At 57.7% G+C, this 18,335-nt stretch carries 19 protein-coding genes; 13 read left to right on the plus strand and 6 right to left on the minus strand.

Annotation, left to right across the window (positions count from 1 at the left end):
* The first annotated feature begins 92 nt into the window (after positions 1 to 92).
* The 7 genes from glyA (at position 93) to AAE029_RS17305 (ending at position 7,383) form a co-directional block, all read left to right on the plus strand.
* Positions 93 to 1,391: a serine hydroxymethyltransferase gene (gene glyA, locus AAE029_RS17275; RefSeq protein WP_371074091.1), complete on the plus strand. Its 1,299-nt coding sequence runs from the start codon at positions 93 to 95 to the stop codon at positions 1,389 to 1,391.
* Positions 1,392 to 1,400: 9 nt separating this feature from the next.
* Positions 1,401 to 1,877 carry a transcriptional regulator NrdR gene (nrdR, locus tag AAE029_RS17280; protein ID WP_371074092.1) on the plus strand — a complete coding sequence of 159 codons (477 nt, stop codon included), beginning with the start codon at positions 1,401 to 1,403 and terminating at the stop codon, positions 1,875 to 1,877.
* A gap of 3 nt (positions 1,878 to 1,880) precedes the next feature.
* The gene (gene ribD, locus AAE029_RS17285; protein ID WP_371074093.1) at positions 1,881 to 2,990 is read left to right on the plus strand and encodes a bifunctional diaminohydroxyphosphoribosylaminopyrimidine deaminase/5-amino-6-(5-phosphoribosylamino)uracil reductase RibD; all 1,110 of its coding nucleotides are present in this window, start codon (positions 1,881 to 1,883) and stop codon (positions 2,988 to 2,990) included.
* Complete coding sequence (locus AAE029_RS17290; RefSeq protein WP_371074094.1) at positions 2,990 to 3,619, plus strand: riboflavin synthase; 630 nt, start codon at positions 2,990 to 2,992, stop codon at positions 3,617 to 3,619. The genes ribD and AAE029_RS17290 overlap by 1 nt, the downstream gene beginning before the upstream one ends.
* Before the next feature lie 363 nt (positions 3,620 to 3,982).
* Entirely contained in the window at positions 3,983 to 4,438 is a 456-nt protein-coding gene (locus AAE029_RS17295) for a 6,7-dimethyl-8-ribityllumazine synthase (RefSeq protein ID WP_371074095.1), read from the plus strand.
* 3 nt (positions 4,439 to 4,441) lie between these two features.
* Positions 4,442 to 4,927 carry a transcription antitermination factor NusB gene (gene nusB, locus AAE029_RS17300; protein ID WP_371074096.1) on the plus strand — a complete coding sequence of 162 codons (486 nt, stop codon included), beginning with the start codon at positions 4,442 to 4,444 and terminating at the stop codon, positions 4,925 to 4,927.
* 320 nt (positions 4,928 to 5,247) lie between these two features.
* On the plus strand, positions 5,248 to 7,383 hold the full coding sequence (locus AAE029_RS17305; protein ID WP_371074097.1) for a sodium-translocating pyrophosphatase: 2,136 nt from the start codon (positions 5,248 to 5,250) through the stop codon (positions 7,381 to 7,383).
* A 302-nt stretch (positions 7,384 to 7,685) separates the two neighbouring features.
* Here AAE029_RS17305 and AAE029_RS17310 read toward each other — a convergent pair whose 3' ends face one another.
* Complete coding sequence (locus AAE029_RS17310) at positions 7,686 to 8,231, minus strand: outer membrane protein assembly factor BamE (RefSeq protein WP_371074098.1); 546 nt, start codon at positions 8,229 to 8,231, stop codon at positions 7,686 to 7,688.
* 185 nt (positions 8,232 to 8,416) lie between these two features.
* Here AAE029_RS17310 and AAE029_RS17315 point away from each other — a divergent pair, with 185 nt between their 5' ends.
* The 6 genes from AAE029_RS17315 to AAE029_RS17340 all read left to right on the plus strand — a co-directional run bounded on the left by AAE029_RS17315 (position 8,417) and on the right by AAE029_RS17340 (position 12,870).
* Positions 8,417 to 9,010: a ubiquinol-cytochrome C chaperone family protein gene (locus AAE029_RS17315; RefSeq protein ID WP_371074099.1), complete on the plus strand. Its 594-nt coding sequence runs from the start codon at positions 8,417 to 8,419 to the stop codon at positions 9,008 to 9,010.
* 13 nt (positions 9,011 to 9,023) lie between these two features.
* Positions 9,024 to 9,584, plus strand: coding sequence for a DUF177 domain-containing protein (locus AAE029_RS17320; protein ID WP_371074100.1), 561 nt, complete (start codon positions 9,024 to 9,026; stop codon positions 9,582 to 9,584).
* A gap of 101 nt (positions 9,585 to 9,685) precedes the next feature.
* Positions 9,686 to 10,732, plus strand: coding sequence for a phosphate acyltransferase PlsX (plsX, locus tag AAE029_RS17325; protein WP_371074101.1), 1,047 nt, complete (start codon positions 9,686 to 9,688; stop codon positions 10,730 to 10,732).
* A 19-nt stretch (positions 10,733 to 10,751) separates the two neighbouring features.
* The gene (locus AAE029_RS17330) at positions 10,752 to 11,723 is read left to right on the plus strand and encodes a beta-ketoacyl-ACP synthase III (RefSeq protein ID WP_371074102.1); all 972 of its coding nucleotides are present in this window, start codon (positions 10,752 to 10,754) and stop codon (positions 11,721 to 11,723) included.
* 110 nt (positions 11,724 to 11,833) lie between these two features.
* Positions 11,834 to 12,172, plus strand: coding sequence for an integration host factor subunit alpha (locus AAE029_RS17335; RefSeq protein ID WP_371074103.1), 339 nt, complete (start codon positions 11,834 to 11,836; stop codon positions 12,170 to 12,172).
* 158 nt (positions 12,173 to 12,330) lie between these two features.
* A complete protein-coding gene (locus AAE029_RS17340; protein WP_371074104.1) occupies positions 12,331 to 12,870 on the plus strand; it encodes a MerR family transcriptional regulator in 540 nt (179 codons plus the stop codon).
* Here the strand turns inward: AAE029_RS17340 and AAE029_RS17345 are convergent.
* The 5 genes from AAE029_RS17345 to AAE029_RS17365 all read right to left on the minus strand — a co-directional run bounded on the left by AAE029_RS17345 (position 12,858) and on the right by AAE029_RS17365 (position 17,566).
* Positions 12,858 to 13,232, minus strand: a complete 375-nt coding sequence (locus AAE029_RS17345) for a response regulator (protein WP_371074105.1) — start codon at positions 13,230 to 13,232, stop codon at positions 12,858 to 12,860. The genes AAE029_RS17340 and AAE029_RS17345 overlap by 13 nt on opposite strands.
* 593 nt (positions 13,233 to 13,825) lie before the next feature.
* Entirely contained in the window at positions 13,826 to 14,152 is a 327-nt protein-coding gene (locus AAE029_RS17350; protein ID WP_371074106.1) for a DUF1236 domain-containing protein, read from the minus strand.
* 427 nt (positions 14,153 to 14,579) lie between these two features.
* On the minus strand, positions 14,580 to 14,783 hold the full coding sequence (locus tag AAE029_RS17355) for a KTSC domain-containing protein (protein ID WP_371074107.1): 204 nt from the start codon (positions 14,781 to 14,783) through the stop codon (positions 14,580 to 14,582).
* A 325-nt stretch (positions 14,784 to 15,108) separates the two neighbouring features.
* Entirely contained in the window at positions 15,109 to 15,300 is a 192-nt protein-coding gene (locus tag AAE029_RS17360; protein ID WP_371074108.1) for a hypothetical protein, read from the minus strand.
* 271 nt (positions 15,301 to 15,571) lie between these two features.
* Positions 15,572 to 17,566, minus strand: coding sequence for a glycosyl hydrolase family 28-related protein (locus AAE029_RS17365; RefSeq protein ID WP_371074109.1), 1,995 nt, complete (start codon positions 17,564 to 17,566; stop codon positions 15,572 to 15,574).
* Between the last annotated feature and the right edge of the window lie 769 nt (positions 17,567 to 18,335).

Below are 18,335 nucleotides of genomic sequence, written 5' to 3' on the forward strand. Positions count from 1 at the left end.
CCGTAGAACGCGCAGCAAATGTCGCGCATCGTATTGCTCTTGGACGACTGGAACGCTAGAACCGTCGCGCATTCCAGCTGAGGAGCCCGCCCATGACAAATGCTTCGACAGAGCCCTTTTTCAACCGTTCACTGGCTGATACCGATCCGGAAATTTTCGGCGCCATCCAGAAGGAACTCGGCCGTCAACGGCATGAAATCGAGCTCATCGCCTCGGAAAACATCGTTTCGCGTGCGGTTCTGGAAGCCCAGGGCTCCGTCATGACGAACAAGTATGCGGAGGGCTATCCGGGCAAGCGCTACTATGGCGGCTGCCAGTTCGTCGATATCGCGGAGGAACTTGCGATCGAGCGGGCCAAGAAGCTCTTCGGCGTCGGTTTCGCCAATGTGCAGCCGAATTCCGGCTCCCAGATGAATCAGGCGGTCTTCCTGGCGCTGCTGCAGCCGGGCGATACCTTCATGGGCCTCGATCTCAACTCGGGCGGTCACCTCACGCACGGTTCGCCGGTCAACATGTCCGGCAAGTGGTTCAACGTCGTCTCCTACGGCGTGCGGGAAGGCGACAATCTGCTCGACATGGACGAGGTCGCCCGCAAGGCGGAAGAGCACCGGCCGAAGCTCATCATCGCCGGCGGCACCGCCTATTCGCGCATCTGGGACTGGAAGCGTTTCCGCGAGATTGCGGACAGCGTCGGCGCCTATCTCATGGTCGATATGGCCCATATCGCCGGTCTCGTGGCCGGTGGCGTCCATCCGTCGCCTTTCCCGCATTGCCACGTCGCCACCACCACGACGCACAAGTCTCTGCGCGGTCCGCGCGGCGGCATGATCCTGACGAATGACGAGGACCTGGCAAAGAAGCTCAATTCGGCCGTCTTCCCCGGTCTCCAGGGCGGTCCGCTGATGCATGTCATCGCCGCAAAGGCCGTGGCTCTCGGCGAGGCGCTGACACCGGAATTCAAGGATTATGCGGCCCAGATCGTCAAGAATGCCAAGGCACTCGCCGAAACGCTGATTGCCGGCGGTCTTGACGTGGTCTCCGGCGGCACGGACAACCATTTGATGCTGGTGGATCTGCGCAAGAAGAACGCGACCGGCAAGCGTGCGGAAGCAGCCCTCGGCCGCGCCTATATTACCTGCAACAAGAACGGCATCCCCTTCGATCCAGAAAAGCCCTTCGTCACCTCCGGCGTTCGTCTCGGCGCACCGGCCGGCACTACCCGCGGTTTCAAGGAGGCGGAATTCCGCGAGATCGGCAATCTCATCGTCGAAGTGCTTGATGGCCTCAAGGTCGCCAATTCAGACGAGGGCAACGCTGCTGTCGAAGCTGCCGTCCGTGACAAGGTTGTCAAGCTCACCGATCGCTTCTCCATGTATGGCTACATGGGCTGAGGAGAGGCGATGCGCTGCCCTTTTTGCGGCTCTGAAGATACGCAGGTCAAGGATTCCCGTCCGGCGGAGGACAATACGTCCATCCGCCGGCGGCGCATTTGTCCAGATTGCGGCGGCAGGTTCACCACCTTCGAGCGCGTGCAGCTGCGCGAGCTGACGGTCATCAAAAAGACCGGCCGCAAAGTACCGTTCGATCGTGAAAAACTGGTGCGTTCCTTCGAGATCGCTCTGCGCAAGCGTCCCGTCGACCGGGATCGCATCGAGCGCGCGGTCTCGGGCATCGTTCGCCGCCTGGAGAGCTCGGGCGAGACCGAAATCAGTTCCGAAGAAATCGGCCTGCAGGTGCTGGAAGCGCTGAAGAGCCTCGATGATGTCGCCTTCGTGCGCTATGCTTCGGTCTATCGCGATTTCTCTCACGCGGAGGATTTCGAGAAGGTGATATCGGAAATCAACGCTAAGATCGGTCGCGATCCCCTGGATGGCTGATCGATGACCATCCGGCCTGAAGATGAACGTTTCATGGCCGCGGCGATCCGTCTCGCGCGCTGGCACACCGGCCTGACCTCCACCAATCCTTCCGTCGGTTGTCTGATCGTCAAGGACGGCACCATTGTCGGCCGCGCGGTGACGGCGCTCGGTGGCCGCCCCCATGCCGAGCCGCAGGCGCTTGCAGAAGCCGGCGAACGGGCGCGCGGCGCGACCGCCTATGTAACACTCGAACCCTGTTCCCATCACGGCAAGACGCCGCCTTGCGCCGAGGCCTTGATCGCCTATGGTGTCGGGCGTGTCGTCATCAGCGTCACGGATCCAGATTCCCGCGTTTCCGGCCGGGGCATCGCCATGCTGCGGGACGCCGGTCTTGAAGTCGAGACGGGCGTCCTGGAGGAAGAAGGCAGAAGGGCGCTTGCAGGCTATCTCACACGTCAGGTGAAGAACCGGCCGTATGTTACCCTGAAGATTGCTGTTTCTGCCGATGGAATGATCGGCCGTAAGGGCGAGGGCCAAGTGCGCATCACTGGTGACGTCTCCCGTTCTCAGGTGCAGGTGTTGCGGGCAGAAACTGATGCGATCCTCGTTGGCATCGGCACCGCAACCGCCGACGATCCGGAACTGACGTGCCGCATTCCAGGCCTTGAAGACCGCTCTCCGATCAGGATCGTGATCGACGATCGATTGGAATTGCCGCTTGCGAGCAAACTCGTGAAAACGGCACGGCAGGTACCGGTGATAGCCGTCGCCGGGGAGCCGCCACATTTCGACAACAATCCTGACGAGGCATTTCTCGCACGGCGTGCTGCGCTGGACGAAGTCGGAGTAGAGGTCGTGCAGTGCAGTCCTCAGCATCTCGATGATCTGCTTCCGGCGCTCGCCTCTCGCGGAGTGTCGTCGCTCCTGGTTGAGGGCGGCGCAAGGACGGCGCGGGCTTTCCTCGATGCCGATCTCGTCGATCGCATTCTGCTGTTTCAGGGACCGGGTGTGATCGGCGAGGGTGGTATTGAATCGCCGGTTAAGAAGAACGATATGCCGTCCGGTTTTGCACATTTCCGCACCTTCGTGTTCGGCGATGATATTTGCGACGAGTTTGAAAGAGGCTCTTGATGTTTACCGGAATTGTCACCGATATCGGCACGGTCGAATCCGTCTCCGCTCTCAAGGAAGGTATCAAGCTGCGCATCGCGACGAACTACGATCCGAAGTCGATCGATATGGGCGCTTCGATCTCCCATTCCGGCATCTGTCTGACGGTGACGGGCTTGCCGGAACTCGGCAGCAATGATCGTTGGTTCGAGGTGGAGGCCTGGGAGGAGGCGCTGCGGCTGACGACAATCGGTACGTGGCAGTCCGGAACACACGTCAATCTGGAGCGCTCCCTGAAGATCGGCGATGAGCTCGGCGGTCATATCGTCTCCGGCCATGTCGATGGCAAGGCTGAGATCTTGTCGGTGACGGCGGAAGGCGATGCGACGCGCTTCCGCCTCCGCGCGCCTGAGCACCTGGCTCGCTTTGTTGCCCCCAAGGGCTCGATCGCGCTCGATGGGACATCGCTGACCGTCAATGCCGTGGACGGTACCGATTTTGACGTTTTGCTCATCCGCCACACGCTTGAGGTTACCACCTGGGGCGAGCGCCGGCAGGGAGACTTCGTCAATTTCGAGGTCGATACGATGGCGCGCTATGCTGCAAGGCTTTCGGAATTTCCGGCGGCCGCGCCCAAAACTGTATTCTGAAAACAGGCTCTTGGCTTTTCCACCCCCCGATATCCTTGTCGCAAAGGAACGCCGCCTCGGAAGAATGCCGCTCCAAATTGGCTTCCAATTCAGAAACAGCCGGCTTCGGGCGCAAGCGTCCGGAGCCGGGGTAGGACGTCAGTTGATGCAGAAGATGATGCTGCCGTCAGCGGCCTCCTCGGCGTTGACGATGGCATGCACCGCGATATTGCAGTCCTTCTTGCGTAGAATGCCTGCCCGACAAGAAATTCTGCCTGTGAATGGCCGAAATGCGTGAAAAGCGCTTGCCAATCCGGCAATGGCGTGGTTTGACCGCCGCCAATCCGGCCGGTGCCGATCTTCTTCCTCTCACGAAGGTGACGTATGTCCAGCTCTTCCAGCCCGCATATCCTAATCGTCGAAGCTCGCTTCTATGACGACATGGCCGACGCCCTTCTCGACGGCGCCAAATTTGCGCTGGAGGAAGCAGGTGCCACCTATGACGTTATCACTGTTCCAGGCGCGCTGGAAATTCCCGCAGCAATCGCCATGGCGCTCGACGGTGCGGATAACGGCGGAACGGAGTATGATGGATTCGTCGCCCTTGGCATGGTCATCCGCGGCGAGACCTATCACTTCGATATTGTCTCGAACGAGTCTTCACGGGCGCTGATGGATCTTGCCGTCAGCGAGTCGCTGGCGATCGGCAATGGCATTCTCACGGTCGAGAATGACGAACAGGCCTGGGTGCGTGCCCGCCGTTCGGAAAAGGACAAAGGCGGCTTCGCCGCACGCGCGGCGCTGACGATGATCGAACTGAAGAAGAAACTGGGTGCCTGAGCAATGAGCAAGCAGGATGTCGAGCGACCGGCGAAGACCGCAAACCAGCGCGGGGCGGCGAGGCTTGCAGCTGTTCAGGCACTTTATCAGATGGATATTGGCGGCGCGGGAGTCCTGGAGATCGTTGCCGAGTACGAGGCGCATCGTCTTGGGCAGGAGCTCGACGGTGAAACCTATCTGAAGGCTGATGCCTCCTGGTTCCGCTCGATCGTATCCGGTGTCGTACGTGAGCAGCTTAGGCTTGATCCCCTGATCGCTTCGGCTTTGCAGGATGACTGGGCTCTCTCCCGTCTCGACAGCACGGTTCGCGCCATCCTGCGCGCGGGCACCTTCGAGCTTCTCGACCGCAAGGATGTACCCGTCGCGGTCATCGTCTCCGAATATGTCGAGATCGCACACGCCTTCTTCGATGAAGATGAGCCGAAACTGGTCAATGCGGTGCTCGATCGGATTGCCAAGCAGGTCCGAAGCGAGACGAAAAATAAGTGACGCGCACAAAACTTGCCGGCGACCAGCGTTGGCTTGAGAGCAGCCACGCCCGTACTTCGTCGCACATGATTCGGCTTCGCTCTCCGTCCTGACCCGATCCATCCCACAATGCCCGCCAGGAAATGCGTGGTGCCGGCATTCCCTCCTTTCACCGCTTTCTTCCCGCAGTTGTGACATTTGCTCCGCGTCGGTCTTGACGGGCGGTTTGCCTGCACGCAATCTCGCGCGGCGCAGTGGCATGTTTGTTGGAGATGAAGCCGATCCGCTGCATTTACTGCCGGAGAGGGAGTGAGCTCCGGTGCTATGGGAGGAAAGAGCGAATGATCATTCTTTTAGGCGTTATCGTGTGCGGTCTGCTGTCGGTGGCTTATGCCGTCTGGGCGACCCAATCGGTTCTTGCGGCCGATCAGGGCAGCGCCCGCATGCAGGAGATTGCCGGATATATCCGGGAGGGCGCGCAGGCCTACCTTACGCGTCAGTATAAGACCATTGCCGTTGTCGGTATCGTTGTTTTCATCGCAGCCTGGCTGCTCCTTTCCGGTGCCGCTGCTATCGGCTTTCTGATCGGCGCCGTTTTGTCGGGTACCGCAGGCTTCATCGGCATGCATGTCTCCGTCCGGGCCAACGTCCGTACGGCCCAGGCTGCGTCCCACAGCCTTTCCGCAGGCCTTGATCTCGCGTTCAAGTCAGGAGCGATCACGGGCATGCTGGTTGCCGGCCTCGCACTCCTCGGGGTTTCGATCTACTACCTCGTGCTGACGAGCGGGCTCGGTTACGAGAGCGGCGCGCGCGAAGTCATCGATGCGCTGGTGGCGCTCGGCTTCGGCGCTTCGCTGATCTCGATCTTCGCCCGTCTCGGCGGCGGCATCTTCACCAAGGGCGCCGATGTTGGTGGCGACCTCGTCGGTAAGGTGGAGGCCGGTATTCCGGAGGATGACCCGCGCAATCCCGCAACGATCGCCGACAATGTCGGTGACAATGTCGGCGACTGCGCCGGAATGGCGGCCGACCTTTTCGAAACCTATGCGGTTTCGGTCGTCGCGACCATGGTGCTAGCTGCGATCTTCTTTGCCGGTGCGCCGGTTCTGCAGAGCGTGATGATCTATCCGCTGGCCATCTGCGGTGCCTGTATCGTCACCTCGATAATCGGCACCTTCTTTGTGAAGCTCGGAACAAACGGCTCGATCATGGGGGCGCTCTATAAGGGGTTGATTGCCACCGGGATCCTTTCGATCGTCGGTATCGGCGCCGCGACATCGCTGACCATTGGCTGGGGGGCGATCGGCAATGTCGGCGGCAAGGACGTTACCGGCACGAACCTCTTCTTCTGCGGTATCGTCGGTCTTGTCGTCACTGCCCTGATCGTGGTGATCACGGAATACTACACCGGCACCAACAAGCGCCCGGTCAATTCCATCGCCCAGGCATCTGTCACGGGCCATGGTACGAACGTCATTCAGGGGCTCGCCGTCTCGCTGGAATCGACTGCGCTTCCGGCAATCGTCATCGTCGGCGGCATCCTGGCGACCTATCAGTTCGCCGGCCTGTTCGGAACCGCCATCGCGGTGACTTCAATGCTGGGGCTTGCCGGCATGATCGTCGCGCTCGATGCCTTCGGTCCGGTGACGGACAACGCCGGTGGCATCGCCGAGATGTCCCATCTGCCGCCCGAGGTTCGCAAGTCCACCGACGCACTCGACGCCGTCGGCAACACGACCAAGGCGGTTACGAAGGGTTATGCCATCGGTTCCGCTGGTCTCGGTGCGCTGGTGCTCTTCGCCGCCTATTCCAACGACCTGCAGTATTTCGCCGCCCACGGCGATCAGTACACCTACTTCGCGAATATCGGGACGATCTCGTTCGAACTCTCCAATCCCTACGTCGTTGCAGGTCTGCTGTTCGGAGGTTTGATCCCCTATCTCTTCGGCGGCATCGCCATGACTGCTGTAGGGCGTGCTGCAGGCGCCATTGTCGAGGAGGTGCGCAAGCAGTTCCGCGAAAAGCCGGGTATCATGCAGGGCACGGAACGTCCGAATTACGGCCGTGCCGTCGACCTTCTCACCAAGGCTGCAATTCGTGAGATGATCGTGCCCTCACTGTTGCCGGTTCTTGCGCCGATCGTCGTCTATTTCGGCGTTCTGCTGATCTCGGGCTCCAAGGCTTCGGCTTTTGCGGCGCTGGGCGCATCTCTCCTCGGCGTCATCATCAACGGCCTCTTCGTCGCCATTTCGATGACATCGGGAGGCGGAGCGTGGGACAACGCCAAGAAATCCTTCGAGGATGGGTTTGTCGACAAGGACGGCGTGCGCCACATGAAGGGATCTGAGGCGCACAAGGCTTCCGTCACAGGCGACACGGTGGGTGACCCCTACAAGGACACGGCCGGTCCTGCCGTCAACCCGGCGATCAAGATCACCAATATCGTGGCGCTCCTTCTCCTTGCTGTCCTTGCCTAGGGCCGGATAATTTCAGGTCGGATCGGCCTGAAATCTGAATCCGTCTCTCAATCAAAAAAGTTGGAGCGGGATGTCGGCCGAAAACCGCGTACACATTTCGGCATCCCGCTCTGATTGTACGCCACATCATCAATAAAAAACCGCCGGCGCACAGGGCCGGCGGTTTTGTTTGACTGCGCCACGCTTCCGGACGACGCGCCAAAGCCTGTCGCGTGAAAAGAGATTCACACGACAGCCTTTAGAGTATCGTTTTCATGCATGTCGTTGTCGCAAAAGCGCTGCACACTTTTGCGCGATATGCATTAGAAGCCGCCCGCACTACCAGGCGTGCCGAGATTGTTGGCACTGCCGCCGAAGAGGCGTCCCGCCTGACTTGCTGCGCCGGCGCCCCTCGTGCCGGAAAGAATCTGCTGCAGGAAGGTGAGATCCTTGCCGCCGGTCGGTGTCGTCCGCGAGATGGTATCGAAGATCTTGCCATCCTGGAGCGTATAGTTGGCGCGACGGGATACGACGCCGTCCTTGTCGAAATAGATGGCGAGAATGCTCTGCTCGACCACTCTCGTCTTCATGAAGGCGACGGGGCGTGTGCGCTTCTGGGAAATGTAATAGAAAACCTCGCCGTCGAATGTCGCTGTGGTCGAGGGCGAGCCGAGCGACAGAAGCACCTGTTCGCGGCTTGATCCCTCCGGAACCAGATTGAGCGACTGCTGGTCCACGACATATCCGCCGTTGAAGACTTCCCGGGTCGTGCAGCTCGCAAGAGCAGTTGACGAGGCAATTACGATGGCGATGGCAGCATTGCTGAGGAACTTCTTATCAGACTTGAAATACCGTCTTTTCGACAACATCTACTCCCTGGAATTAGCATGTGCAGCCATCGGGCCGTGATTCTTGCTTTGCAGGACCATTATGGCCATTCCGCGATGTTGCCGCGCTCCCTCCTTCGATTTGAGTTAGGTCTGGAACGCCCTTCGTCGGCACCACAATCGGCATTGCAATTCGTGCATGCTTCGGTAAACCAGCTTTTAACATCATGCAACAAGGCGGAACGCCCGGCGGCGTTCAGAATGAGCCAATCCTGGGAATTTTGATGATCTTCGGACTGTTCCGGAAAAAAAGTAACAATCAGATGATCGTCGACCGGCAATACACTGCGTTGACGGCAATTGCCCGTCACCCGCATTTCTATACGTCCCTGCATGTGCCGGACACGGTCATGGGTCGTTTCGAGATGCTGTCGATCGTCATGATTCTATTTTTCAGGCGAACAAGAACATCGCAAGTGAGCGGCCAGGAAATCGCGCAGGAGATTGTCGATGCCTTTTTTCAGGACATCGACTATTCGATCCGGGAATTGGGAATCGGTGACAGCAGTGTGCCGAAGCGCATGAAAAAGCTTGCCGGAATGTTCTACGGGCGGCTCGAATCCTATGCAGCCGCAATGGAGAGGCAGGATGTCGATGCCCTGGTCGCGGCGCTGAAGCGCAACATCTATCCGGAGAATGCGGAAAGCGCGCCGGATATATCCGGGCTCGCCCGCTGGATGATGGACGCCGAAGCCCATCTGGCTGCTATTTCCGAAGCGGAGATCGCGACCGGATCCGCCCTGCTTCCGACGCCCGCCTGAACAGGAGGTCAGTATGACGAGATCAAAGATGGATGAAGGCAGGCCGCCATTCTCCTATCCGGTGAAGGTTGGCCATATCGCGGCGAACCCGGTGGAGGTGCATCTCGAGGCTGATGAAGAGGAGCGCAAGGGTTTGGCGGCACTTTGGGAAGTGCTCTCGGTGGAGAGCCTGCACGCCGATCTCCAGATTGCGCGCTGGAAGCGCGATGGCATCAGGATAAAGGGCAGGGTACAGGCGAGCATCGTTCAGGCTTGTGTCGTGACGCTTGATCCGGTCGAGGCGGAAATCGATGAGACGGTCGAACAGATTTTCGTTCCCGAAGGCTCGAAACTTGCTCGCCTGCCCGCAAACGACGTTGGCGAGATGATCCTGGATCCGGACGGTCCCGATCTTCCGGAGGTCTTTGCAGGGGACACGATCGATGCCGGCGAGGTGGTCGCTGAAGCGGTTGCGCTTGCAATCGACCCCTATCCGAGAAAGCCCGGCGTGGAATTTGAAACCCATATCGAGGACACGGAAGAGAGCGACAAGAAGCCCTCGCCGTTTGCGGCCCTCAAGGATTGGAACAGGTAACCTCCGTTGGGGATTTGATACAATTCAGTTGTAAGCAATGCGAAAACCGGTATTTTGGCCCAAATTTCGCCGCCCAGGCGAAAAAGAAGGATCAGGGACGAGTGATCAAAATTTCTCTTGACCTAATGGGTGGCGACTTTGGTCCCCAGGTTGTCATCCCCGGTGCTGCAAAAGCGCTGGACAGGCATCCGGATGTAACATTCGTGATGTTCGGTTTGAAAAATGAATGCGAGCCGATCCTCAACAGATTTCCGAAATTGAAGGAAAAATCCGTCTTCCACGATTGCGAGCTTGCCGTCAGCATGGACGAGAAGCCAAGCCAGGCGCTACGCCGTGGGCGGTATGTCTCGACGATGTGGCGGTCCATCGAGGCGGTAAAGACCGGTGAAGCCGACGTTGCCGTTTCCGCGGGCAATACCGGGGCGCTGATGGCAATGGCAAAATTCTGTCTGCGCACGATGGCCAACATCGAGCGTCCGGCCATCGCCGCAATCTGGCCGACACTGAAAGGCGAAAGCATCGTGCTCGATGTCGGCGCGACAATCGGGGCAGATTCCCAACAGCTGCTGGATTTCGCCCTCATGGGTGGCGCCATGGCGCGCGCCCTCTTCGAGGTCGACCGCCCGACTGTCGGTCTACTCAATGTCGGTGCAGAGGAAGTCAAGGGCCAGGAAGACGTGAAGGAAGCCGGGCGGCTGTTGCGGGAGGCCAATCTCGATTCGCTCGACTATTTCGGCTTCGTCGAGGGTGACGATCTTGGCAAGGGCACCGTGGACGTGGTGGTTACCGAAGGATTTTCCGGCAACATCGCATTGAAAACCGCGGAAGGAACCGCTCGCCAGATTGCAGAATATCTGCGCGCAGCCATGTCGCGCACGCTTCTCGCGCGCATTGGTTATGTCTTTGCGAAGGGCGCCTTTGACCTGCTGCGCGAGAAACTCGATCCCCGCAAGGTGAATGGCGGCGTGTTCCTCGGCCTGAACGGCATTGTCATCAAAAGCCATGGCGGTACGGATGCGGAGGGCTTTGCCGCCGCAATCGATGTCGGCTACGACATGGCGAGAAATGGCCTCAATCAGAAAATAGAAAATGATTTGAAAAAATATCATGCCAAGCGACTTCCTCCCATTGGGCCGGAAGCGGCATGAGCGACAAGGTGTAATCGGTATGATCCGTTCAGTGGTTCGCGGGTTCGGAGCAGCGCTTCCGAAGCGTGTAATGACCAATCGCGAAATGGAAGAGGTGGTCGACACATCCGACGATTGGATTGTGCAGCGCACCGGCATTCGTCAGCGCTACATCGCTGGCGAAGGGGAAACAACCGCTTCGCTCGGCGAGCAGGCCGCACGTGCAGCCCTTGCCAATGGCGGGCTGACACCGGATGACATCGACCTGATCATTGTTGCGACCTCTACGCCCGACAACACTTTTCCGGCAACCTCGGTGAATATCCAAAACAGGCTTGGCATGCGCCACGGCTTTGCCTTCGATGTCCAAGCTGTCTGCACGGGCTTCGTCTATGCGGTGACGACCGCCGATGCCTATATCCGCGGCGGGCTCGCGAAACGGGTGCTCGTCATCGGGGCGGAAACCTTCTCGCGTATTCTCGACTGGACCGATCGCACGACCTGCGTCCTGTTCGGTGATGGGGCCGGCGCAATGATTTTGGAGGCGGCGACCGGCGAAGGTACGACCGCTGATTGCGGTGTTCTGGCGGCGCATCTGCGCTCCGACGGCTCCCACAAGGACAAGCTCTATGTCGATGGCGGTCCTTCATCGACGGGAACAGTCGGGCATCTGCGCATGGAAGGCCGCGAGGTGTTCAAATACGCGGTCGGGATGATCACCGATGTCATTCAGGCTGCCTTCGATTCCACCGGCACGACGGCGGAAGATCTCGACTGGCTCGTCCCGCATCAGGCCAATCGCCGCATTATCGACGGCTCAGCCAGGAAACTCGGTATTTCGCCCGAAAAAGTTGTGATAACCGTAGACCTGCATGGCAATACCTCTGCCGCCTCCATTCCACTGGCGCTTGCCGCCGCTGCAGGCGACGGTCGCATCAAGAGAGGAGATCTCGTGATGCTGGAGGCGATGGGAGGCGGTTTCACCTGGGGCGCGGTCCTGTTGCGCTGGTAACTGTCAACCCCAAAAAACTGACATCAAACAAGAGCTTGACCGTGAAGCGCAAGACAAATACTCTTTGTGCGCTTTGAGAAAAAATATTTTGGAGAAACGGGCGGGGAGCGATGAGCGGTAAGACAGTAACGCGCGCTGACTTGGCGGAATCGGTATTCCGGAAAGTTGGGCTTTCCCGCACGGAATCTGCCGAGCTTGTCGAGACCGTGATCGATGAGATTTGCAACGCAATCGTGCGCGGCGAAACGGTGAAGTTGTCTTCTTTCGCCACTTTTCAAGTCCGTGACAAGAACGAGCGCATCGGCCGAAACCCGAAAACCGGCGAGGAAGTGCCGATTTCCCCTCGCCGCGTCATGACCTTCAAGGCCTCCAACGTTCTTAAACAACGTATTTTGAAAGCGCATATCGCCCGCAGGACCAAGCAGAAGCCGCCAAGCCCGGCCTCCTGACCGGTTAAAGAGGATAAACGGGGACTTCTTCCTGCTTTTTTGCCGATAAATTGGCCGGCTTCTGTGGGTCAAGTCGACAGACGACTTGAATTCTTTCCGCCAAACCGTTGAAATATGATGAGTCGTAGCACGGATCATATTTGACGGCGCGTAGGAGTTTGACGTTGGACAAGAGCCCGGATGCTTTTCGCACGATCAGCGAAGTGGCGGATGACCTCGATCTGCCGCAGCATGTCCTGCGTTTCTGGGAGACCCGCTTTCCGCAGATAAAGCCGATGAAGAGGGGCGGCGGGCGGCGGTATTACCGGCCCGATGATGTCGATCTTCTCAAGGGCATTCGCCATCTACTCTATGATCACGGCTATACGATCAAGGGCGTCCAGAAGCTTCTGAAGACCAATGGCAACAAATTTGTCATTGCCGTAGGCCATGGCGATCTCGCCAGCGTGGAGGCCCTGGCGGCTGCACAGGAGCCGACGATCTCCGAACCGCGCGTTGGAAGCCCGGATGAGGATCAGATCGTCGGGCGCGCCAAGCCGCCCATTAGCCGCCGCTTCTTTAATTTCGTTAGCGGTGAAGGCGACACGCCGGAGGTTTCCATCGGCAAATCCAGCGTTGGCAAGGAGGACCGCGCGCTCCTGCAGGAAGCGCTCTACGATCTGCTCGAATGCAAACGTCTGCTCGATCAGGTACGCTGATTTTTGGCGGCAGCGAGCGCTACGAGCGCCGCCTCCAGTTCATTGAGCTGATAGGGCTTTGTAAGCGCCGGAAGTCCTATTCCGGCCGTTCCTGCCGGCACGGTCCCATAACCGGTTGCAAACAGATATGGTGTGCCTTTCTTGTCGAGAAAATGAGCGACAGGATAAGAACTTTGCCCGGCAAGTGAAACGTCCAGAATGGCGGCATCGAACGCCAGACTGTCGGCGAGCGTCAGCGCTTCGTCAACGCATGCCGCCTTTCCCGAAACACTGTACCCGAGTTCGCCGAGCATCTCTTCCAGAAGCATGGCGATCAGGGCATCATCCTCTACGATGAAAATGCTTTCTATGCTTTCCGCCATCGGAACTCCCCTGCTACAGGTTCCTTGAATCGGAAGCGGTTCAAGGAATCATGCAGAAATTCAAAGCGTTACAGCGACCTTTACGCGTCTGAAAGACGCGGCGCTGTAATTTCAGGGTTGCTATCTGTCGCAGCGCTTCGTTCCGTCAAGGTCGAATTTGCGGAGATGGCAATATTGCGGAAGGCATATTCTCGGAAAAATCACCATGTGCCAGAGCGTTAACTTCGCGTCCGCGGGCCGGATGCGAGGTCAGGCGGCCAGCGGCTTTGATACGCTCGACCAGCTATCAACAGCCGAGAGTTGACGTCGTTTTACCGATATCGTCATGCAAGAGCTGAACGGCCGTCAGCTTGCGGATGGCGTCCTAGATCACGGCGTATCGCCAAACCATTCACGCTGGAACGGTTGCATACAAGATCCGCGAAGTTCTGAGCAAGTCATAGAAAAAGCAAAGCCGATCCCCACGGCTCTGCTCTCCACCGCCCTGCGTCGTATCCGACGCACAAAGGTCGCTGTAGCCTTGCCGCATGTTTTCGTCCTTAAATCGGTTCCGGTTTAAGGAAACATGCTATGGGCATCCGTTCCATTCGGTCTCACTTGAGAACCTCGATCACCCTGTGGCTTTGGGGTTCGACGATCACCCTGCGTTCATTCACGACGGCGTAGGCATAACCGCTGTTGTCAGGGATCGTCTGGATCTGGACGGTATCCGGCAAAGTCGTTCCCACTATGACATCACCATCATAGACGACCGATGGTGCCTTCTGCTCCATGACGTAGGTACGAACTTCTCCAGGAACCACGGTGGTCGATCCTGTCGTGCTTGCATCCGGCGTCACGACGACTGCACCCTGCGCAAGCGCAGTGGCGGAACCTGCCGTCAAGAAAGCCACTGCTGCAATCAGCATGGTCTTTCGCATGATTGTTCTCCTTCCTGCCCAGCCAATCGTGGAACGCCTGCCCACCGAGATAGTTCCGGCGTGTTAGCCCGACGAATACCGCGTCGCTTTCAGTAGGCGCCGTCGAAAGCTCCGTAGTGCTGGTAATTTTTTGCGAGTGCGCCCGTCCGCGAAAGCGTGTATCCATAATTATGGAGGAGGAGCGGTTATGGTTCAAATTCAGACATACATCATTGTTGCATTATTATCCTGCATGATGTGGGTCGCTGCCTATCAAGGCTTAAGCCACATCCTGATACGATGAAGCTCTACGGCGTCTATAAAGCGCACAGCGCAATAGAACGCTTTATAGATTTGAAACCGGAGCATATTCGGTTCCGAAGATCGATGCCGCTTAGCATCGGCAATATATATATCGGCAGGTGTACGGTCATCGCACAGCGAACTCTCACGAGCGCGGATAGACGGTGCGGATTTCGCTCATGTAGTAATCGCCAGGCGAAGCGGCGAGTTCGAAACCGACGACCACCCCCTTGGGCACGCCGTCGAATTGGCTGACGTGACCGTCGATGAAAAAGACAGTCAAACGTCGGGTGGTCTCGTCATAGCCAATTGCTTCGATCAGTTTGGATTTCACGGGCTTCGGTTGCAAATGCGCCTCCTATGGCTCGGCAGCCTGCAGCAAAGCGAGGTAAACGGATTTCGTCAAGCTCATTTCGGCAAGCAGAATGCGCGGAATATACTGTGTCATCCTCGCGACCTGCTTGTGCAGCGGAATTGCCAGCAACCAAATCGAAGATTATTGCTCGAAATATCGCGCTGAAGGTGATTTTTGCTGCCGAAACCGCAAAGTATCTTCGCTTTCTGGCGGCACGACGAACTGACAACGACAAAGGTCGTTGCAACACTTTGAATTGCTGCATGGTTCCTTAAATCGGCTCCGGATTAAGGAACCATGCAGCGGGCGATTCCACAAATTACATCCGCCAGCGGGGCTTGCGGGTCGCATTCATCATCAACTCGCATTCGCTCGCGGATGGGCCGAAAAGCTTGAGCAGCCGGGCTTCCTCGTCCTTGTCCAGACGAAAGCGGCGTGCGAACTCTCGCACATCCCACTCTCTCTCCGGCTTCGGTTGGCGGATATTCTTGACTTCGACGTGCTCGCTCATCGTTCCTCCCGAACTTTATCGCTGGACACTGATTTCGCCTGAATTGAGCATCAGGTAATGCTACTTTAGTATATGCAAAATATATTAGGAAGGCATTGAATAAAGATTTTTCAGGACAAGCATTTGCCTTGCTCTCTGACGATTTTCGTTAGAGCGGGATGAGGAATGCGTGCGGTTTTCTGCCCGCATCCCGCCAATCCATTAGAATCAGAAGCTTGATTTGCTGCGGTTAATTGCAATGGCGCTCCAGCAGGAGCCTTGCGCGGCAGATCTAATTCATTGGCCCGGCATTGCCCGAGGCAAAGCCCGTCCAAGTTGTATCGATATTAAGCCACGTGTTTTGCGGTTGGAGGGTCCTGAAGCCCACACTCCCCACGAAGAATGCAGATCCTCTGTCAAAGAAATTCTTGTAAAGGATCGTGTTGTGCTTGAGCGAGCTGCGTGCTGGCGGCGTTTTAAAACGTCCGGTGTAAGTCCAGAGCAACTGATAGGCGTCGATAAAGCCGTAGGGGAGGTTGGTGAACTTGTTCCATTCGAATACGGTGCCGTCGTAGTCCCCCCCGTCGAAATCCCACGTTTCGTATTCAACCCCGATATGGCTCAAATTATTGAAGCCGTTCTTGCGATAGATGTTGCCGAGGCCGCCCCAGACCCCGGCTGCTCCAGAGCGGGAAAAGGTCGTGCCGACATAGAGACCGCTATTGCTGTCCGTGACCATGTTGTTCGAATATTGCAGAAAGTATGGACTTAACCCGAACGCCGGATCCAGTGCGACGGTCATCATGCCATGGCGCATCTGCGAGATACGATTGCGATCCACGACCACGTCATAGACGTTGCCCCAAAGCAGAACCGCAGTGGAATTCGAGTCGTGCTGATTATAGGTCGGACGCCCTTGGAACACATTATTATATATAGCCGCCTGCGAGGCGGTCGCGGCCAGTGCGAACCTGCTAGAGCTATCCGGGACTACATTCCAGGGTCTGTCCAAAGTCGCTCTATTGTCGCTGACCGCGGCAATGTGACGACGTTGTCCGGCCCCTTTGCCGCCGACGATAACCAGGTCTTGTCCCCCAGCTTTCGAGGACGGCGATAGTGATCCGAATGACACGGTATTTCCAGTAGCTCCTTTGAAGTCGTCTTTGAGCGTGCTGCCAACAATCTCGAAGCAGATCTGTTCGCCCTTGTTGCAGTCCACCTTCGAGCAATCATGGGGGGCGGCCTGGCGGGATATGTTGTTCCCCCAGTACATGTTTTTCATGCTGCCGAAATGCCCTTGCGCGACAAAAAATCTTCCGATGCCGTGCCCGTCATCGCGGTTCTCATCGGCATTGGCCAAATCATTGCCGACCATGGAAAAATCGCCTCCTCCCCAAAGCGAGGCTACACTCTCGCCGTAGCCGGTCATGCGGAACCGGTTATCGGTCATGAAGACTTGCCGACTGCTTCCATAGAAGGATCCGTTTTCGATCAGCTCGGAGGAATTCACATAGAGACTCGTGGCGTCGTGCGTCTCCAGGGCGGCAACACCCCAAGCCGAGAGCCGCACGGATTCCAACCGCAGATTTTTGGCGGAAGGAATCCACAACAATGGATGCGAGCCGGTTTTTCCATTGGCATCGAGCGTAAGCCCTTCAAATTGAACATTCTCATCGGCGTCATGGACCATGCTGCGGTCGATGTTCGAATTCAGTCGAATTTCGGTGGATTCCCTATTATCGCCCAGCCAGCGGACATCGTTCGGTGCCTCGAGCGAGGATGTCACGACGTAAGTTCCGGCGGGAAAATAAACGGTTGATGGCGCGGCGTTCTTGGCCGCCTTCAACGCTGCCTGAATAGCGGCGGTATCGTCGGTGGAGCCATTGCCGAGTGCGCCAAAGCTTTTGACATTGAAAGTCTGTCGATCCTGACCTGCCCATGGCGATTGCGCCAAAACCTTCAACGGCAGGGGCCCACTCCAGCCGAAGCGGCCACCATGGCCATTATGGATCCAGACCTCATAGGATCCCGCCTCCAGCTCAGGTATCCGGAAATCGACCTTAAAAGGGTTGACAGAAATCGGGGATACATACCGGCCGCTTCCCTCGGCGGTCTTGATATAGACGAATGATCTCGATGTGCCGTTCGATTTGGCCAGATTGCGGCCGTAGACGGAAATCACCGTGCCGGCGACTGCATTGTCCGGTCCGAGCCACCAAGCCTCGGTTCGATTGATGGCGAAAGCCTTGCCACGAATTCCGCCGCGCTCCGGCCAGATCAGATACATCGACCATGCAGGCAGGGAGGAGGGCAACAGGATCGTTGCCGCGGTGTCATCGGCGCGCAATGCCTCGACTGAAATGATGGAGCCCCTGCGAGCGGATCGGTCTTGAGAGAACAGGTCGAAACGGGTCGTATTGTTGAGCTCTACGCCAGTCATCGAGACGATTTCGTCACTATCGGCAGTCTTTGACATCTCTGCAATGGAAGGACTGTTGGTGCTGACGGCGAAGGCGGGTGGGTTGAAGGCATCGACACCGGAGGGCAATGCCGGTTCGGGGTTGGGTGAGGGAAAACCGAAGTCACTGGGTTCTGCATCCCGCTGCATAGGCCCGTAATGATCGAGCTGCGTTGTGCCTCCGATTGAAGGGAACGCTATTGCAGAGGCTTCCTTGTTTGGGCCCTCAATGGACCATGAATCGCTTATGACTCCTGCACTGCCGGGACAGGCGGCCAGAGCGATCGTTATCGCAATCAAGAAAGAAAGATATTTCGCGAATTGGCCCATCCCGGTGACCTATCCCCGTGTTATCTCTTCATGACGCTAGAATCCGCCATTTGTTTGAAGCGGCGGCTATAGCCGAAAGAGCCGAGAAGGCTTTTCTTGCAAAGGCGGCTTGCCTCTCACTGGCAGCCCAAACAATACCCGCGGTGCATGCCGGATTCACTCAGTCTTGAACGGCTCGCAATAGCCGGTGATTTGACAGAATCGCAGTTTGTTCGAAACTGTATGCGTAATGCGCGCGGTAACAGGCGTCCGGGTGAAAGTCGCCTTG

This window comes from Sinorhizobium sp. CB7, assembly GCF_041357635.1.
Taxonomy (GTDB): Bacteria; Pseudomonadota; Alphaproteobacteria; order Rhizobiales; family Rhizobiaceae; genus Rhizobium.

What these genes read in the sequence shown, in the direction of transcription:
- AAE029_RS17360 (WP_371074108.1), bottom strand. Translation starts at nt 15,300, where the DNA reads ATGAGCGAGCACGTCGAAGTCAAGAATATCCGCCAACCGAAGCCGGAG.
- AAE029_RS17310 (WP_371074098.1), bottom strand. Translation starts at nt 8,231, where the DNA reads ATGTTGTCGAAAAGACGGTATTTCAAGTCTGATAAGAAGTTCCTCAGC.
- AAE029_RS17305 (WP_371074097.1), top strand. Translation starts at nt 5,248, where the DNA reads ATGATCATTCTTTTAGGCGTTATCGTGTGCGGTCTGCTGTCGGTGGCT.
- AAE029_RS17330 (WP_371074102.1), top strand. Translation starts at nt 10,752, where the DNA reads ATGATCCGTTCAGTGGTTCGCGGGTTCGGAGCAGCGCTTCCGAAGCGT.
- glyA (WP_371074091.1), top strand. Translation starts at nt 93, where the DNA reads ATGACAAATGCTTCGACAGAGCCCTTTTTCAACCGTTCACTGGCTGAT.
- nrdR (WP_371074092.1), top strand. Translation starts at nt 1,401, where the DNA reads ATGCGCTGCCCTTTTTGCGGCTCTGAAGATACGCAGGTCAAGGATTCC.
- AAE029_RS17290 (WP_371074094.1), top strand. Translation starts at nt 2,990, where the DNA reads ATGTTTACCGGAATTGTCACCGATATCGGCACGGTCGAATCCGTCTCC.
- AAE029_RS17320 (WP_371074100.1), top strand. Translation starts at nt 9,024, where the DNA reads ATGACGAGATCAAAGATGGATGAAGGCAGGCCGCCATTCTCCTATCCG.
- nusB (WP_371074096.1), top strand. Translation starts at nt 4,442, where the DNA reads ATGAGCAAGCAGGATGTCGAGCGACCGGCGAAGACCGCAAACCAGCGC.
- AAE029_RS17335 (WP_371074103.1), top strand. Translation starts at nt 11,834, where the DNA reads ATGAGCGGTAAGACAGTAACGCGCGCTGACTTGGCGGAATCGGTATTC.
- AAE029_RS17295 (WP_371074095.1), top strand. Translation starts at nt 3,983, where the DNA reads ATGTCCAGCTCTTCCAGCCCGCATATCCTAATCGTCGAAGCTCGCTTC.
- AAE029_RS17365 (WP_371074109.1), bottom strand. Translation starts at nt 17,566, where the DNA reads ATGTATCTGATCTGGCCGGAGCGCGGCGGAATTCGTGGCAAGGCTTTC.
- AAE029_RS17315 (WP_371074099.1), top strand. Translation starts at nt 8,417, where the DNA reads ATGCAACAAGGCGGAACGCCCGGCGGCGTTCAGAATGAGCCAATCCTG.
- AAE029_RS17350 (WP_371074106.1), bottom strand. Translation starts at nt 14,152, where the DNA reads ATGCGAAAGACCATGCTGATTGCAGCAGTGGCTTTCTTGACGGCAGGT.
- AAE029_RS17345 (WP_371074105.1), bottom strand. Translation starts at nt 13,232, where the DNA reads ATGGCGGAAAGCATAGAAAGCATTTTCATCGTAGAGGATGATGCCCTG.
- ribD (WP_371074093.1), top strand. Translation starts at nt 1,881, where the DNA reads ATGACCATCCGGCCTGAAGATGAACGTTTCATGGCCGCGGCGATCCGT.